The following is a 13,253-nucleotide window of genomic DNA, read 5'->3' on the forward strand; positions in this document are numbered from 1 at the left end:
AGAGCTGAGCTCGCCGACGGCCCACCCCTCACCCCTCCCGCGGCCGTCTGGCGCCCCAGCGGCCCACACAGCCGTGTATGCCCGAACACATTCTGTGTCCGCGGCGGAGCTCCGGCCCGTCTCCATTCCAGATCTCGAAGAAACGGCCTAGGAGGATGAGCGTGACGGACTCGTCGGCGACCGGGGCGGCGTCGGTGGCGCCGGGGACGCCCGCGACCGAGGCTGACTTCGACCACCTGTACCCCGGCTACGAGACGCTCGTCGTCGCCCGCCGCGGCCACGTCGGCTGGCTCATCTTCAACCGGCCGAAGCAGCTGAACGCGATGAACAACCGGATGCGCGACGAGCTGGCCAAGGCCTGGCTGGAGCTCGACGGCGACCCGGAGATCCGCGTCATCGTGCACACCGGTGAGGGCCGGGCGTTCCAGACCGGCGTCGACGTGGCCGAGATCGCCACCGACGGCCTGGGTATGGAGCGCTACCGGGCGGAGGCCGAGGTCTTCGACCTGCACTTCACCGCCTGGCACCAGAAGGTCGAGAAGCCGGTCATCGCGGCGGTCAACGGGCTGTGCGGCGGCGGCGGGTTCCACTTCGTCGCCGACGCGGACATCGTCATCGCCGCCGCGGACGCGAAGTTCTTCGACCCGCACGTCTCCGTCGGCCAGGTGGTCTCGTTCGAGCTGATGGCCCTGCTGCGCAAGATGCCGTTCGAGCCGGTGATGCGGATGGCGCTGGTCGGCGCGCACGAGCGGATGCCGGCGGCGCGCGCCTACGAGCTGGGCATGGTCAGCGAGGTTGTCGACCCGCCGGCACGGCTGCGCGAGCGGGCCGCCGAGATCGCCGAGCTGGTCGCCCGCAACTCGCCGGTGGCGATGCGCGCGACCAAGCGTGCGCTGTGGGGGGCGCTGGAGGACGGGCTGACGGCCGCGTGCAAGGCCGGCGCCGCGCACCTCGTCTCCGTCTGGGGCCATGCCGACCAGGTCGAGGGCCCGGCGGCGTTCGTCGAGAAGCGCCCCGCCAAGTGGGCCGAGCTGGAACAGGAGCCGAAGCCGGCCACCGCGGTCGCGGCCGCGAAGCGGGCCGACGAGCGGACCACGACCACGGCCGCGGCGACGGACCCGACCGATCCGGAGGGGTCGGCATGAGGCTCGTCGACCTGCTGGAGCCCCGCGCCGACGACGAGACGACGCCCGCGGTCTTCGTCGGGGACGAGGAGACGACCCGGGCGGCGCTGCGCCGCGGCGCCGAGGCGCTGGCAGCGGCGCTGCGGACGGCCGGGGTGCGCCCCGGCCACCCGGTGGCGGTGATGCTGCCCGGCGGGGCCGAGGTCGTAGCCGCGATGTTCGGCGTCTGGACCGCCGAGGCCGTGTACGTGCCGCTCAACCCGCGCACGTCGGACGCGGAGATCGCTTACCTGGTCGAGGCTGTTCGCCCGGCGGCGGTCGTCACGATGCCCGGCTGGGCGGGCCGCGTCACCGGCGGCGACCTGCCGGTCGTCGTCCACGCGGGTACGAGCGGTGGCGAGCTGGCCTGGGCCGAGGCGGTGCCCGGTCTGCGCACGCCCGCGGACGTGCCCGCGCACGACGCCGACATCGCGCTGGTGCAGTTCACGTCCGGCACGACCGGCCGGCCCAAGCCGGTGCTGCTGCGGCACTCGGGCTACCTGGCACTGCTGGAGCCGGTGCTGGCGAAGCTCGTCGGCGACGCGGCAAAGGACAAGCTGGCGCAGCGCAAGGTACCGATGCCGAACCTCATCCCGACCTCGATGGCGCTGTCCGCGGGCATCTACAACGTGCTGTTCGCGTTCCGCGTCGGTGCTCCCGCGGTCATCATGCCGACGTTCACGACGGCGGCGTTCGGCAAGGCCATCACGAAGCACCAGATCCGCTCGACGGTGCTGCCACCAGCGGCGATGAACATGCTGACGGACGACCCGTCGATCACCTCGCTCGCGCCGCTCCGCTACGTCCGGGGCATCACCGCGCCGCTCTCGCCGCTGCGCGCCCGGCTGTTCAAGGACAAGTTCGGCGTCACCGTGCTCAACTGCTACGGCCAGACGGAGATCGGCGGCGAGATCGTCGGCTGGAACGCGGCGGACGCGCGGGCGTTCGGCGAGTCCAAGCTCGGCTCGATCGGCCGCCCGCACGCGGGGGTGACGCCGCGCATCGTCGGCCCGGACGGACGTGAGGCCGAGCCGGGCGGGCAGGGCGAGCTCTACGTCCGCACGCCGGCGGTGTCCGCCGGATACGCCGACGGCAAGGCGCTGGGCGACCGGCTCACCCCGGACGGCTGGTTCCGCACGGGCGACATCGCCCGGATCGACGAGGACGGCTTCCTCTGGATCGAGGGCCGCGTCTCCGACATGATCAACCGCGGCGGCCTGAAGGTCTTCCCCGGCGAGGTCGAGGAGGTCCTCCGTCTCTCCCCCGCGGTCGCCGACTGCGCCGTCGTCGGCATACCGGACGACCGCCTCGGCGAGGTCCCCTGGGCCTTCGTCGTCACCCACCCGGGCGCAGCCTTCGACCCGGCGGCCCTCGCCGCGGCGGCCCGGGAGAAGCTCCTCCCCTACAAGGTGCCGGTCCGTTTCGTCCAGCTCGACGAGCTCCCCCGCACCGAGGTAGGCAAGATCCGCGCCGGCGACCTCGTCAGACTCGCCACCCAGCCCACCACCAGCTGACCCGGATCGGACCAGCCCGGATCAGACCGCGGGAGAGTCGCGACGGGGTTGTCCCGAATCGGTCCGGCGCGCCGCGGCCGCGCCCCGGCCGGTTTCACGGCCGGGTTATGAGCACGCATCGGCCCATTGAAGGCTCGCAAAGGAGACCGGCGCCCAAACGCCCCTATGACGCCTGGACGCCGGTCGATTGAGATCTCACGCTTTCATCAGCTAGGTAGGCCGTGACGTCGCTCAGGCGCGGTCAGGGCGGGCTTCGTCACAGCAGGCGGGTTTCCGGTCAGCCCCGGACGCGGCGGTTGGCGGCCTGGCTGTTGTCGTAGGCGGTTTGCGTACGAGTCCCCGGCGTCACACAGACATGGTCGCTGCGCCTGGCCTCGCGCCAGACGTAACCCTGCTTACAGGTGTCCCGGCCGTATGCCCCATAACCTGCCCGCCGCGCCGCGGCGTGCAGGTTGTCATCCGCGGCCTGCGCACGAGTTCCCGGCGTCACACAGACATGGTCGCCGGAAAAGGCTTCCCGCCAGACGTAGCCCTGCTTGCAGGTGTCCGGTCCATACGGCAACGCCGCCGCCGCGGGGGACGCTCCCGCCAGCCCCACCGCGGTCACGCCGAGGGCGACGGCCGCGGGCAGGAGCCGCCAGCTGGATCCGCCAGCCCACGCCGGCCGGTCGACGGCCCGGTGGCGCGCACGGTTCTTTCGCCTGGCGGACGAGATAGCCTTCATGATCGGAATCCCCTCCAAGTGAGCGAACAAACCCGACCGAAGGTTCCCCGAAGGCCGGCACGGGCGGCCGACCTCGGCACGCAGGAGCCCTCGCGCCGAGCGGCTCCGGAGAAGGTCCGACCATCAGGTCGATATTGTCACCTTCGACTACCCGGCATTACATGACGGAAATACCGTGCCCGCGTTCTCGGGCCGGAGCCGTCGGCGCGGTCCGTATTCCCGCGCGGCAGGTGACTGCAAACATGCTGTCGGACGAATTCCGCCGCGTCCGCCCTCGGCACCGAGAGGTAACCAGGGGCCGCGTCACCGACCGGTCGAAATCGCCACCGAACTCAGCAGCTGACCGGGAACGCCGGATGCCTACGCTCCTGACATGACCGGTGGCGCGGGTACTGGGACGGCGACAACGGTCAGTTCGTCGATGCCGGCAAAGTCCGCGGGGTTGCAGGTATATACGGGAAGGCCTCTGGACAGCGCGGTCGCCGCGATCATGGCACTGGATCGTCACCCCGGCCACGAGTCCGGTGAGCCCCCGGCTGTCCCCTTCACGTCCCTGTCCCCTTACGTCTGGGACCACCACGCCGCTCAGGACAGCCCGGCCACACAACCCCAGCCCGCCAGATCCAAACGATCACAGAAGTCGGACTGGGTCAACGATCGTGGACCGGCGGCAGTCCCTTGCTCTAAAGTTCACGATCATGGCGAGTTCGAGGGCCTTCCGATTCGCGGTGCAGGCGACCAAGGCGCGTTCCGGCGGTGAGTGGCGAACGCTCGCCCGCCGGATCGAGGACCTGGGGTTCTCCACGCTCTTCCTGGCGGACCACTATCTGGGTCGTGGGCCGGCGAGCAGCGAGGCCCGCCAACCGCCGCAGCATCTCGCGCCGATCACCGCGATGGCCGTCGCCGCGGCCGTGACCGAAACGCTGCGGATCGGCTGCCGGGTCTTCTGCGTCGACTACCACGTGCCGGCCGTGCTGGCGAAGGAGGCGGCCACCCTCGACCTGCTGTCGGACGGGCGGCTGGAGTTCGGCATCGGCGCCGGCTGGAGCGCGCCCGAGTACCGGGCGATGGGACTGGAGTTCGCGCCGGGGCCACGGCGGATCACCAAGCTCGAGGAGGTGATCGCGCTGTTCAAGGCGCATTGTGCGGGCGAGGAGTTGGACCGGCACGGCGAGTTCGTCGAGGTGAGCGGCTACACCGGGCTGCCCCTGCCCGTGCAGCGGCCGCACCCGCCGATCATGATCGGCGGCGGGAAGAAGCGGGTGTTGTCGCTCGCCGGCCGGCAGGCCGACATCGCGAGCATCGCGAACGTGCCGTTCACGCCCGTGAACGACGACGGGTTGACCCCGCACCAGGAGGCGGAACGCCGGCTCGGGTACGTGCGGGACGCGGCCGGCGAGCGGTTCGCCACGCTCGACGTCGAGGGCTCGCCGTTCTTCACCCGGGTGACCGACGACCCGGAGGGCGCGCTCGCGCCAGTCGCCGAGGCGATGGGCATGCCGCCGTCCGAGCTGCGCAGGCACCCCAACGTCCTGGCCGGCACCGCCGACGAGATCGTCGACCTGCTGGAGCTGCGGCGGGAGACCTTCGGGGTCAACTACGTGAGCGTCCAGCAGTCCGACGCGGAGGCGTTCGCGCCGATCGTCGACCGGCTGGCCGGGAAGTAGGTCCCTGGAGGGCCAAAGGGCGTGCGAAAATGATCTTCTTCGCATGCCCGGCCGGGGTTCCTGCCGGATCGCGAAGCGATCTGGCAGGTCCGATTGTCCCCAGGATCACTCAGCGGGCCGTGTAGCCGCCGTCCACCGGGAGCAGCGTGCCGGTTATGAACGACGACTCGTCGCTCGCCAGGAAGAGCGCGGCGGCCGCCAGCTCCTCCGGCATGCCCCACCTCTTCATCGGCTGCGGCGGGATCAGGTCGGGCGGCGGGGTCGAGCCGGGCTCCCCGCCGGCGAGGCCCGTCCAGACCATGCCGGGGCAGATCGCGTTCACCCGCACCCCCTTGGTGGCGTAGTCGAGCGCGGCCGACCTGGTGAGCTGCACGACCCCGCCCTTGGCCGCCGCGTAGACCGCCTGGTTCTTCATCCCCACCAGGCCGGTGACGGACGCCGTGTTGACCACCGAGCCGCCGCCGCTGCGCAGCATGGCCGCGATGCCGTGCCGCATGCCGAGGAAGACGCCCTTGAGGTTGACCGCGACAACGTCGTCGAAGATCTGCTCGTCGAACTCGGCCAGCGGGCGGCGCGGGCCGCCGAAGCCGGCGTTGTTGAACAGCACGTCGAGGCCGCCGAATTCGCGCTCGGCGGTTTCGATCATTCGCGCGACGTCGTCGTTCTGTGATACGTCGACATGAACCGCGACCGCTCCATCACCGATCTCGGCAACGGCTTCCTTCTCTCGCCCGCTGATGTCCGCGCATACCACGCGAGCACCTTCCCGCGCAAAGAGGAGGGCTGTCGCGCGCCCTATTCCTGAACCGGCGCCGGTGACCACGGCGACCTTTCCGGCAAGCCGACCCGTCTTTTCGTCGCTCATGGGGGAAAGTATAGTACAACGGTATAGTGGGGGCGGATTTTGAGGAGGCCATGGTGACTGTCGAGTTCGCGCTGAGCCCCGACACGATGTGGGATGTCGACATTGACGCAATGGCCGGCGCGACCCAGGCGGCCGGCTTCTCGGCGCTCGGGCTCGTGGTCGGCGGGGCGGACGAGAAGGCCGCGGCCGCGTTCGACACGGCCGGGCTGCGCTGCCACGAGCTGATGGCGCTGCTGTTCACCGGGCGGGACGACACCGTGCTCCGGCACGCGGCCCGGCTCGCCACGTCGGCGGCGGCCGTACGGGCCGAGTGGGTCGTGGCGACGTTCCTCGCGCCGCTCGGCGGGCAGACGCTGGACCTCATCAAGCGGAGCGCGGACGTCTTCGCCGAGGCGGGGGCGCGGCTGGCGGTGGAGTTCAGCCCGCTCGGCGGGGTGCCGTCGATCGACGCCGCGCTCGAGGTGGTCGAGGCCGCGGGCCCGGAGCGGGCCGGAGTGCTGATCGACAGCTGGCACTTCTTCCGCGGCGGCGCCCCCTGGGAGCAGCTCGAGCAGGTCCCGCTCGACCGCGTCGCGTACGTGCAGCTCGCCGACGCGCTGCCGCCGGCCTCCGACGATGCGATGAGCGAGACCGCGCACCGGCGCGCGCTTCCGGGGCAGGGCGAGCTGGACCTGGCCCGGTTCGTCGGGACGCTGCGCGACCGCGGCTACGACGGGCTCGTCAGCGTCGAGGTGCTGAACGACGAGCTGCGCCGCCGCCCGCTGGAGCTGCCGCAGGCGGCCATGGCGGCGACGGTGCCGTACTGGCGCTGACGGCGGGCCGCTCACGCCGAGCCGATCCGGAACCGGCGGACCTTGCCGACGCTGGTACGCGGCAGCTCGTCGATCAGGTGCCACTCGCGGGGGCGGGCGGCCGGTGGGAGGTTGCCGGTCGCCCAGTCCGCCAACGCGGCCAGGTCGGGCGGGGCGCCCGCGTCCCGCGGCACGACGTACGCGACGGGGACGACGTCGCGGGTCGGGTCCGGCCTGGCCACCACCGCGGCCTCCAGGACGCCCGGCGCCTGCGCCAGGACCGACTCCACTTCGGTGAGGCTGACGTTCTCGCCGGAAACCTTGATCACGTCGTCGAGCCGGCCGACGAAGCGCAGCCGCCCGTCGGCGTCGGCCGCCACCAGGTCACCGGTCGTGAACCAGCTCGTCCCGTCCGGAAGGTCGGTGAACGACCGGCCGTTCGTCTCCGGGTCGTCGAGGTAGCCCGCGAAGAGGTCCGCGCCGCGCACCCCGCGTACCCGCAGCATGCCGGGCGCCCCCGTGGCGGCGGGACCGCCGTCCACCGGGTCGACCACCGCGATCTCGCGGTCGCCGAGCGGCTCGCCGATCACGTCGTGCCGCAGCGGGACGCTGGTGTCGCCGGTGACCGCGGCGATGGTCTCGGTCATCCCGTACAGCTGGCGGGGCCGGCACCCGACGATCGCGGCGAATCGCTCGTAGTGCTGCTCCCCGAGGCTCTGCGCGAACCACACGTGCCGCAGCCGCAGCGGCGGGAGCTCGGTCCCGCAGCGGGCGAGGATCATCCGGATCGGCGCCGCGAACAGGCTCGCGTGCGTCACGCCGAGCTCGTCCGCCTGCCGCAACCAGCGGGACGCGGAGAACGTGTGGGTGAGCGCGACGGCGGCGCCGGTCGCGATCGCCGGGGCGAAGCAGTAGTACTGCGCGTTCGCGTGGAAGAGCGGCAGCGTGACGAGCCAGCGGTCCTCGGGGCGCAGGCCCACGGCCGCGGCCATGACCGCGCCGACCGTCCGGTAGTTCTCCTGCGTCAGCACGACGCCCTTCGGCTCGGACGTGGTGCCCGACGTGAACATCACCGCGAGCCGGTCGGACGGGCCGATGCCGGCCGCGGCGGCGGCGACGGGCTCGCCGCGGGAGAGCGGGCCGCCCGGTGCCACATCGGCGGCCGTCTCGGCGAGCTCGACCACCACGGGAACCGCGCCGGCGGCGCCCGCGCGGTAGGCGTCCGCGCGGGCGGCGGCGCACAGGGCGACGGCCGGCCGGATCCGGCGGACCTGGGAGGCGATGTCGCGCGCCGTCGACGCCGGGTCGGCGGGCGCGATCCAGGCGCCCAGCCGGGCGGCGGCGAGCCAGGCGGCGACGAAGGCCGGGCAGTTGGCGAGCGCGAGGTGCACGCACGAGCCGGGCCCGACCCCGGCGGCCCGCAGCGTCCCGGCGGTCTCGGCCACGACCTCGTCGAACTCCTCGTACGAGTACGCGTTGATCGCGTGGTCGTCGCGAAAGAGCAGGAAGAGCCGGTCGCCGTGGCCGGCCACGGCCGCGGACCACAGCTCGTGGAACGTCGTGGAAGGCACGGGCGTCAGTCCGCGTAGGACGGGTCGAGCCGCTCAACCTTCCGCAGCAGCGCGGGCCACTCGCGGTCGTGCGAGCCGGCGAGGTCGCGCAGCCACTGGCGGACGGTCAACGCGACGACCTCGGGCGGCGGGATGGTGAGCGGCTGCCCGCTGGACAGCGCCAGAAGCTGCGCCCGCGCGGCCTTCTCCAGATAGAAGGTCTCCGTGATGGCGTGCCCGACGCTGCGGCCGACCGTGATCGTCCCGTGGTTGCGCAGGATCAGGCCGGCGTGGTCGCCGAGGTCACTGACCAGTCGCTCCCGCTCTCCCGAGGCGAGCGCGATGCCCTCGTAGTCGTGGTAGCCGAGCCGGTCGTGGAAGCGCATCGCATGCTGGGTCAGCGGAAGCAGCCCGTCGGCCAGCGTCGACAGCGCCATGCCGGCCTCGGTGTGCAGATGCACCACGGCGTGCGCGTCCTCGCGGGCGGCGTGGATCGCGCCGTGGATGACGAAGCCCGCCGCGTTCGGCCGGAACGGGCTCTCGCCGACGACCGTGCCGTCCAGGTCGATCTTCACCAGGCTGGACGCGGTGATCTCGTCGAAGCCAAGGCCGAGCGGGTTGACCAGGAAGTGGCCGCCTGGGCCGGGTACCCGCGCCGAGATGTGGGTGTAGATCAGGTCGTCCCAGCCGAAGAGAGCGCACAGACGGTACGCGGCGGCCAGATCGCGCCGGATCCGCCGCTCCTCGGCCGACATCGGCCCGGCCTCGGCGACCCGCGTGACGGGCAGCTCGAACGACGCGTACTCGGCGACCGCTGCCATGACTGCCCACCGTCCGACTAGGCTGAACTGAACGTTCAGTTCACTGTGTCAACCGGGCAGGTGCCGTGTCAACCGGCAGCGCGGCGTCAACCGGGCAGCTCAGCGTCAACAGAAAGGAGCGCCAGCCATGGCGGCACGAGCCGAGTCGGCGATCCTCGACGCGGCGTACGCGCTGCTGGTCGAACGCGGGCTCGAGGCCACGACGGTCGAAGCGATCGCCGCGCGGGCGGGCGTGAGCAAGGTGACCATCTACAAGTGGTGGCCCAACCGCGCGGCGGTGATCATGTCGGCGTTCCTGCGCGAGTCCGCGGACCTGCTGCCCTACCCCGAGCGCTTCCAGCTACAGCAGGTCGAGGACCGGCTGCTGATGATGACCGCGGCGTTCCGGGGCGCGACCGGGACCGCGATGGCGGCGCTGATCGCCGCCGGCCGGTCCGACCCGCAGCTCGCCGAGGCGTTCCGCGACGGCTACATCAACGCGCGGCGGCGCCAGGGCATCGCGATCGTGCGGGCGGCCATCGCGGCCGGGGAGATTCGGCCCGCCGATCCCGACGTGGTGCTCGACCTGGTGTACGCGCCGCTCTACTTCCGACTGATGGTCGGGCACAAGCCGCTGGACGAGGACGACGTGCGCGAGCACGTCCGGTTGGTGCTCGCGGCGCTGCGCCCCGCCTAGAGGGCCAAAGGATGTGCGAAAATGATCTTCTTTCGCACATCCGGCGGCCGCCGTCCCCAGGGTCACCAGAGGGCCAAAGGACGTGCGAAAATGATCTTCTTTCGCACGTCCGGCGGCCGCCGTCCCCAGGGTCACCAGAGGGCCAAAGGACGTGCGAAAATGATCTTCTTTCGCACGTCCGGCGGCCGCCGTCCCCAGGGTCATTGACAGGCACCCCGCACACGACGAAGGCCGCCGGGGATCCGGCGGCCTTCGTCGATCTGTGGCGGGGGCAGCGGTGGGCGGATGGGGCTCGAACCCATGGCCGGAAGACCATGAGGCCCTCGGTCCCGCTGACGTCAGGGCGTCCGCGGGACCGAGGGCCTCTCGTGGCCGACTACGGCGCCTCGGCGCGGGCCTCGCCACCCGGCTGGCGGCGGCCGGGGCGCCCTCGGGTGTGACGTACTGGCGGACCAGCCACCTGGGCGGCCACCGCTTCGCCGCGACCTTCTTCGTGCTGCCGGAGGGCACCGCCTGGGCCTACGGCGACGAGGACCTCGTCGAGACGGTGCTGCGGCGCAAGGGCGAGTTCGCCGACGTCGCCGACCACTACCGCGGCTGCTGCGGGCTCAAAGGCCCTCAGGTGCAAGCACTCGAGCTCGAGGTCCTGCGCCAGGTGGGCTGGAGCCTGCTGGACTCCCCCCGCACGGGCTCGTTCGACGGCTCGCGCGCCGAGCTGTCCTGCGGGTATGACGGCGAGACCGTCACGTGGTCGGCAGACGTCCGGCCCGGCCGCGGCGTCCCGGCCCCCGACTGCCCGAGCCCGCCCGCATCCGCCACCAAGAGTCAGACCGAATGGGCGGTCTCGGCGATCAGTCGCGCCTAAGCGCCTATCCAGGGGTTCTGCGCGTAACCCGGGTGAGATCACCGGGTGGGAGGTCGTGTTGACACCGGCCCCGCCGGGGGTTGGATCGAGGTTGCACCAGTCGTCCACCCGTCCGGCGAGGTCGTGGTCAGTATGCGCCCGCCCACTGTGTTCGCCAACCGCCCCACCTGCGACCTCGAGCAGCTGCGAGGGGATCTGCGAGGCCGGTGGCGGGTGGCGGTGCGGGCGGTGATGGTGCTGCTGTCCCTGCACGGGCTGACCGCGGCCGAGATCGGGGCACTGCTGGAGTGTCATCCGGCCACGGCGCGGCGCTGGATCGGCCGGTTCAACATCGCCGGACCGGCCGGGCTGGCCGACCGGCCCCGACCGGGACGGCCCCGGCTGGGTGGACGCCGGCTGTGCGCGCGGATCGCCGCCCTGCTGGAGTGCCCGGGGCCGTGGACGGTCCGGCGGGTCTGGCGCTGTCTGGGCCGGCCGGACCTGAGCCTGCGCACGCTGTACCGGCGGATCCGTCAGGTCGCCGTCTGGCGCCGGCCCTGTCCCGGAGGAGGACATCGAGGAGGCGCGCCGGTGGTTCCGGCCGTGACGAGGCGGCGTCCGCACAGCGGCCGACTCGGTATCCCGTTCGTGCTCGATACCGGTGCGGTGATCGCGTTGTCCCAGCTCGACAAGACGGCGCGAACGATGCTTGCCGCCGCTCTGCGTGAGCAGTCTCAGGTCTGGGTTCCCGCTCCCGTCATCACGGAGCTCGTCCGTGGCAATCAACGGCGAGATGCCGCCGTCAACCGCGTGTTGAAGTCCGTCAGTGATGTCCATCCGCTCGACGAGCCGCTCGCGCGGGATGCCGGCAGGTTGCTCGCCGGTGGCGGCACGACGGTGGACGCCATGGTGGTGGCGACCGCGCAACGTGTCGCGGGCGCCGGCTCAGTGGTGATAATGACTGGCGATCCCCGCGACATCACGGCACTTGTCGCTGACGACTCACGGGTACGAGTGGCGGCTGTATGACCCGGTCTCCCCAGGTCATACGCGGTGTTCTCCCCGGGGCTGCCGATGCCCGTCGCAGCGAAAGTAGGTAGAGCCGGTCACGCGAAAAGCACGGTCCGCATGCGGACCGTGCTTTTCGTCGTTGTCGGGCCGGGTGATGGCGGCTACAGGGTGATGGGCAGGCGCTTGTGGCCGCGGACGGTGCTGGTGTGCAGCATCTCGACGCCGTCCCGGTCGATCTCCCATTTCGGGAAGCGGCGCAGCGTCTCCTCCAGCGCGGCCCGCGTCTCCAGCCGGGCAAGTGCCGCGCCGAGGCAGAAGTGGATGCCGTGGCCGAGGGAGACGTGGCCGTCGACCTTGCGGCGGATGTCGAACCGGTCCGGGTCGGGGAACCTGCGCTCGTCGCGGCCGGCGGACGCGGTCAGCAGCAGCACCTTGGACTTCGCCGGGATCGTCACGCCGTGCAGCTCGACGTCCCGGATGGCGGTACGGCCCTGCACCGCCGACGGCGCGGCGTAGCGCAGCAGCTCCTCGACGGCGTTCGGGATCAGTCCCGGGTCCTGGGCGAGGTCCGCGCGCGCCTCCGGGTTCTCGGCGAGGATGAGGCCGGCCCAGCCGACCAGCCGGGCGACGGTCTCCGTGCCGGTGCTGACGAGCAGGCAGGCGAAGTCCGTCGCCTCCTCGCTGGTCAGCCGGCGGGTGCCGCCGTCCTCGGTGCGCATCTCGGCCTCGACCAACGCGGTCATCATGTCGTCGCGCGGGTTTGTGCGCCGGGACTCGATCGCGTCGCCGAAATAGTCGTACAACTTGATCTGGGCGCCGAACGAGATGTCGTTGACGATGCCCTTGTTCTCGTCGATGTGGAACGCCTGGTCGATCGTCCGGCGGATCTCCTCGCGGTCGGCCGGGTCGACGCCGAGCAGCTCGGACATGACCCTCGACGGCAGCTGGGCGGAGAACTCCTGGACGTAGTCGAAGCCGGCGGAGCCGAGGTGCGGGTCGAGCAGCTCGGCGCACACAGACCGGATGTAGGGCTCCAGCTCGGCGATGCGCCGCGGGGTGAACGCCCGGGAGACCAGCAGTCGGATCGCGGTGTGCGCCGGCGGGTCCTTGAAGATCATGAAGCCGGTGTCCATCGGCTCCGAGCTCATGATCTCCAGAACCGTGCCGTAGACGGAGCTGAAAGTCGCCGGGTCGCGGTGGGCGGCGTCGATGTCCTGGTGCCGTGACAGCGCGTAGAAATCGAGCCGGTCGTTGCGGTAAACGGGCGCCTCGTCACGCAGCCGGCGCCAGACCGGGTACGGGTCGACGTCGATCGCCTTGTCAAACGGGTCCCAGTACAGATCGCGCACTGCCGAAGCCCTCGCCCCCGTGATTGTAATTGGTATTTGCCCAACCAAATCGGAGCATAGCCCGCGGCGGAGACCACGCCGAGCGGCGGCGGTGAAGCCCGGTGGGTGGTACGTCACATCACATTTCCATTCCCAGCGATAGAACTACGTCACGACAACAGGCAAAAGGGGGAATCGCCCCGCGCGCTCATGCCCTCACCTCATGGCGCACGGCCACCACCCTCGGTGCGCGCCACAACCGTTTTGGCCTGGCTGATCTCACGGACAGAAGCCGGGGC

At 71.5% G+C, this 13,253-nt stretch carries 11 protein-coding genes and 1 pseudogene; 7 read left to right on the forward strand and 5 right to left on the reverse strand.

Annotated elements, in window-relative coordinates; translation table 11 throughout:
* The first annotated feature begins 155 nt into the window (after positions 1–155).
* Positions 156–1,145, forward strand: coding sequence for an enoyl-CoA hydratase/isomerase family protein (locus tag BCD48_RS06700; protein ID WP_071047417.1), 990 nt, complete (start codon positions 156–158; stop codon positions 1,143–1,145).
* Positions 1,142–2,677 carry a class I adenylate-forming enzyme family protein gene (locus BCD48_RS06705; RefSeq protein ID WP_071047418.1) on the forward strand — a complete coding sequence of 512 codons (1,536 nt, stop codon included), beginning with the start codon at positions 1,142–1,144 and terminating at the stop codon, positions 2,675–2,677. Before BCD48_RS06700 ends, BCD48_RS06705 begins: the two co-directional genes overlap by 4 nt.
* A gap of 277 nt (positions 2,678–2,954) precedes the next feature.
* Here BCD48_RS06705 and BCD48_RS50515 read toward each other — a convergent pair whose 3' ends face one another.
* A complete protein-coding gene (locus tag BCD48_RS50515) occupies positions 2,955–3,401 on the reverse strand; it encodes a hypothetical protein (protein ID WP_131803821.1) in 447 nt (148 codons plus the stop codon).
* 698 nt (positions 3,402–4,099) lie between these two features.
* Here BCD48_RS50515 and BCD48_RS06715 point away from each other — a divergent pair.
* Positions 4,100–5,068 (forward strand): TIGR03621 family F420-dependent LLM class oxidoreductase, encoded by a 969-nt coding sequence (locus tag BCD48_RS06715; RefSeq protein ID WP_071047420.1) that lies wholly within the window; start codon positions 4,100–4,102, stop codon positions 5,066–5,068.
* A 109-nt stretch (positions 5,069–5,177) separates the two neighbouring features.
* On the opposite strand, the gene BCD48_RS06720 is transcribed toward BCD48_RS06715, so the two are convergent.
* Entirely contained in the window at positions 5,178–5,933 is a 756-nt protein-coding gene (locus BCD48_RS06720; RefSeq protein WP_071047421.1) for an SDR family NAD(P)-dependent oxidoreductase, read from the reverse strand.
* Positions 5,934–5,983: 50 nt separating this feature from the next.
* On the opposite strand from BCD48_RS06720, the gene BCD48_RS06725 reads away from it, so the two are divergent.
* Positions 5,984–6,745, forward strand: a complete 762-nt coding sequence (locus BCD48_RS06725) for a sugar phosphate isomerase/epimerase family protein (RefSeq protein WP_071047422.1) — start codon at positions 5,984–5,986, stop codon at positions 6,743–6,745.
* An 11-nt stretch (positions 6,746–6,756) separates the two neighbouring features.
* On the opposite strand, the gene BCD48_RS06730 is transcribed toward BCD48_RS06725, so the two are convergent.
* Both BCD48_RS06730 and BCD48_RS06735 read right to left on the reverse strand, forming a co-directional pair.
* Entirely contained in the window at positions 6,757–8,295 is a 1,539-nt protein-coding gene (locus BCD48_RS06730; protein ID WP_071047423.1) for a class I adenylate-forming enzyme family protein, read from the reverse strand.
* A 5-nt stretch (positions 8,296–8,300) separates the two neighbouring features.
* Complete coding sequence (locus BCD48_RS06735; RefSeq protein ID WP_071047424.1) at positions 8,301–9,095, reverse strand: class II aldolase/adducin family protein; 795 nt, start codon at positions 9,093–9,095, stop codon at positions 8,301–8,303.
* 127 nt (positions 9,096–9,222) lie between these two features.
* On the opposite strand from BCD48_RS06735, the gene BCD48_RS06740 reads away from it, so the two are divergent.
* The 3 genes and pseudogenes from BCD48_RS06740 to BCD48_RS56425 form a co-directional block, all read left to right on the forward strand.
* Positions 9,223–9,771 carry a TetR/AcrR family transcriptional regulator gene (locus BCD48_RS06740; protein WP_071047425.1) on the forward strand — a complete coding sequence of 183 codons (549 nt, stop codon included), beginning with the start codon at positions 9,223–9,225 and terminating at the stop codon, positions 9,769–9,771.
* 436 nt (positions 9,772–10,207) lie between these two features.
* Positions 10,208–10,636, forward strand: a complete 429-nt coding sequence (locus tag BCD48_RS06745) for a hypothetical protein (protein ID WP_241841563.1) — start codon at positions 10,208–10,210, stop codon at positions 10,634–10,636.
* 132 nt (positions 10,637–10,768) lie between these two features.
* Positions 10,769–11,575, forward strand: a pseudogene (locus BCD48_RS56425) (helix-turn-helix domain-containing protein); the annotation flags it as partial.
* Positions 11,576–11,787: 212 nt separating this feature from the next.
* Here the strand turns inward: BCD48_RS56425 and BCD48_RS06755 are convergent.
* On the reverse strand, positions 11,788–12,975 hold the full coding sequence (locus tag BCD48_RS06755; protein ID WP_071047427.1) for a cytochrome P450: 1,188 nt from the start codon (positions 12,973–12,975) through the stop codon (positions 11,788–11,790).
* Positions 12,976–13,253: the final 278 nt, after the last annotated feature.

The organism is Pseudofrankia coriaricola (assembly GCF_001854805.1).
GTDB lineage: Bacteria > Actinomycetota > Actinomycetes > Frankiales > Frankiaceae > Pseudofrankia.

Bases quoted from the DNA above. Each gene is read 5' to 3' on its own strand.
- BCD48_RS06700 (WP_071047417.1), top strand. From the start codon at position 156: ATGAGCGTGACGGACTCGTCGGCGACCGGGGCGGCGTCGGTGGCGCCG.
- BCD48_RS06705 (WP_071047418.1), top strand. From the start codon at position 1,142: ATGAGGCTCGTCGACCTGCTGGAGCCCCGCGCCGACGACGAGACGACG.
- BCD48_RS50515 (WP_131803821.1), bottom strand. From the start codon at position 3,401: ATGAAGGCTATCTCGTCCGCCAGGCGAAAGAACCGTGCGCGCCACCGG.
- BCD48_RS06715 (WP_071047420.1), top strand. From the start codon at position 4,100: ATGGCGAGTTCGAGGGCCTTCCGATTCGCGGTGCAGGCGACCAAGGCG.
- BCD48_RS06720 (WP_071047421.1), bottom strand. From the start codon at position 5,933: ATGAGCGACGAAAAGACGGGTCGGCTTGCCGGAAAGGTCGCCGTGGTC.
- BCD48_RS06725 (WP_071047422.1), top strand. From the start codon at position 5,984: ATGGTGACTGTCGAGTTCGCGCTGAGCCCCGACACGATGTGGGATGTC.
- BCD48_RS06735 (WP_071047424.1), bottom strand. From the start codon at position 9,095: ATGGCAGCGGTCGCCGAGTACGCGTCGTTCGAGCTGCCCGTCACGCGG.
- BCD48_RS06740 (WP_071047425.1), top strand. From the start codon at position 9,223: ATGGCGGCACGAGCCGAGTCGGCGATCCTCGACGCGGCGTACGCGCTG.